Origin of the sequence: Nocardioides sp. (genome assembly GCF_024509035.1) — a bacterium.
GTDB lineage: Bacteria > Actinomycetota > Actinomycetes > Propionibacteriales > Nocardioidaceae > Nocardioides.
On the sequence record NZ_JANINT010000305.1, the window covers coordinates 1 to 2,341 of the forward strand.

2 protein-coding genes are annotated in these 2,341 nt (G+C 73.4%); one reads left to right on the forward strand and one right to left on the reverse strand.

Annotation, left to right across the window (positions count from 1 at the left end):
* Positions 1–242 precede the first annotated feature (242 nt).
* Positions 243–1,313 (forward strand): NADH:flavin oxidoreductase, encoded by a 1,071-nt coding sequence (locus tag Q0L15_RS19640; protein WP_296606277.1) that lies wholly within the window; start codon positions 243–245, stop codon positions 1,311–1,313.
* 45 nt (positions 1,314–1,358) lie between these two features.
* Here the strand turns inward: Q0L15_RS19640 and Q0L15_RS19645 are convergent, their stop codons facing one another.
* The gene (locus Q0L15_RS19645) at positions 1,359–2,009 is read right to left on the reverse strand and encodes a TetR/AcrR family transcriptional regulator (RefSeq protein WP_296606279.1); all 651 of its coding nucleotides are present in this window, start codon (positions 2,007–2,009) and stop codon (positions 1,359–1,361) included.
* Positions 2,010–2,341: the final 332 nt, after the last annotated feature.

Sequence of the window (2,341 nt, forward strand, 5' to 3'; positions counted from 1 at the left end):
CCCCACCGACGCGGCCGCGACGACCGCGCCCGCGCCGGCCCAGGAGACGAGCAGGCCCCTCACGGCGCGACCGGAGACGCGGTGGGCGGCGGGAGGAGCACGGACGACCTCGAGACGGACGGGACCTGACGAGCAGAGGATCGGCAGCCGCGGCCCGATGCTGAGGACCATCGCCCGGACGGTGGTCCGAGGCTCCCAGGCCCGGGTCCGTCGGGGATTGAACCGGCCGGGAGGATGGCAGGGTGACCTCGATCTCCGACCCCCTGTCGCTGACCCACGGACCCGACTGGCGCAACCGGCTGGCCCTCGCGCCGCTCACCAACACCCAGAGCAACTCCGACGGCACCCTCACCGAGGACGAGACCCGGTGGCTCGAGGCGCGCGGCGAGGGCGGGTTCGGCCTGGTGATGACCGCGGCGGCGTACGTCGCGCCGGCCGGCCAGGCCTGGGGCGGGCAGCTCGGGATCGCATCCGACGCGCACCTGCCCGGCCTCGAGCGTCTCGCCGAGCGACTGCGCGCCACCGGCGCTCGCTCGTCGGTGCAGCTGCACCACGGCGGCCGTCGGGCCGACCCGACGCTCAGCGGCCGGCCCAACCAGTGCCCGTGGGACGACCCGGACAAGAACGCGGTCGCGATGACCACCGGCGAGGTCGAGGAGCTGGTCGCCGACTTCGTGGCCGCCGCGGTGCGGGCCGAGCGGGCCGGCGTCGACGGGGTCGAGGTGCACGGGGCGCACGGCTACCTGCTGGGCCAGTTCCTCGACGGGCGCAACAACCAGCGCACCGACGGGTACGGCGGCTCCCTCGACGACCGTCTCCGGGTGGTCCTGGAGATCCTCGAGGGCATCCGCGGCGCCACCGGGCCGGAGTTCCAGCTGGGGCTGCGGCTGACCCCCGAGGGCAACGGCATCACGCTCGACGAGGGCCGCGAGACCGCGCGCCGTGTGCTGGACTCGGGGCTGCTCGACTACCTCGACATGTCGCTGTGGGACGTGTTCATGCGCCCGCGCGGCGGTGCCGAGGGCCTGCTCATCGAGCACTTCACCGACCTGCCGCGCGGCGGCACGCTGCTCGGGGTCGCCGGTCGCGTGCTGTCGGCCGCCGACGCCCGGTGGTGCCTGGAGAAGGGCGCCGACATCGTCACGGTCGGGATCGGCGCGATCCTGCACCACGACTTCGCGGCGCGCGCCGTCGCGGACGAGGGCTTCGTGGCCCGGACGGGCCCGCTGACCCGTGAGGAGCTGCGCGCCGAGGCCGTCGGCCCGGCGTTCATCGACTACCTGGCCGCCGGCTGGGACCACGTGGTGGCCTGACCGGCCGCACTCCGGGACCGACCGTCACCACTCCCGGATCGACGGTCAGAGGCGGCGGGCGATCTCCTCGACGGTCGCGAACGTGGGCGACGGGCCGGGAAGCGGGTCCTGGCCGGGCTGCGCGCGGATCGAGGACAAGAAGAGCGCGAGGTAGCGGCGCCAGACCTCGCTGCCCTCGACGCGCATCCGACTGAGCACGTGGAGGGTGATCGCGAGGTCGGCGTACGCGAGGTCAGCGCGGACCAGTCCGGCCTCCTGGGCGCGGCGGACCACGTCGTCGACCGCGGCGCCGATCTCCTCGCGCAGGCCGCCGAGCCTGTCGGCATCGACGTCGGTGACGGCGAGCACCTGGGTCAGCCCGCGGTCGCACTGCTGCTCGCCGATGCAGTGCTCGCAGAACCAGACCAGCGCCTCCCAGGGGTCGTCGATGTCGAGCGCCGCGGCCGCCAGTCGCTTGACCCGCTCGAGCTTCTCGGCGAACAGCTCCTCGACGAGCGCCTCGCGGCACGGGAACCGGCGGTAGACCGTGCCCACACCCACGCCCGCGCTGCGGGCGATCTCGTCGAACCCCACGTCGACACCCCGGGCGGCGAAGAGGTCCTTCGCGGCCTCGAGCACCAGCCGGCGCGAGCGCTGTGCGTCCTTGCGGAGCCGGGGCTCGCCCGTCGTCGGCTCCGCGTCCACCGACCTCGTCATGCCGACACCCTACCGAACCGGAGGCGGTTCTCCGGATTCCCCGACGTTGTGGCACACTCGCCCGAGAAAAAAGTGGAAACCCTTCTCCGGATCGGTTACGGTGTAACCGGAGAGGATCTCCACTTGCATTGAGACCGATGACCTGGTGGTCGGTGTCGGGTCAACTCCGGTGAGCGCCGCGGCATTCCCGGAGGGGACCCGGTGGCCCACCAAGTCGACCCCCAGTCGACCCCCAGTCGACCACCAGCGGAGAGGAGCACGGTGTGAGCGTGGACCAGACTGCGACCCGTGCCGTGACCGTGCCGCGCGCTCGACCCCTCACGCCCTGGCCG

Bases quoted from the DNA above. Each gene is read 5' to 3' on its own strand.
- Q0L15_RS19645 (WP_296606279.1), bottom strand. From the start codon at position 2,009: ATGACGAGGTCGGTGGACGCGGAGCCGACGACGGGCGAGCCCCGGCTC.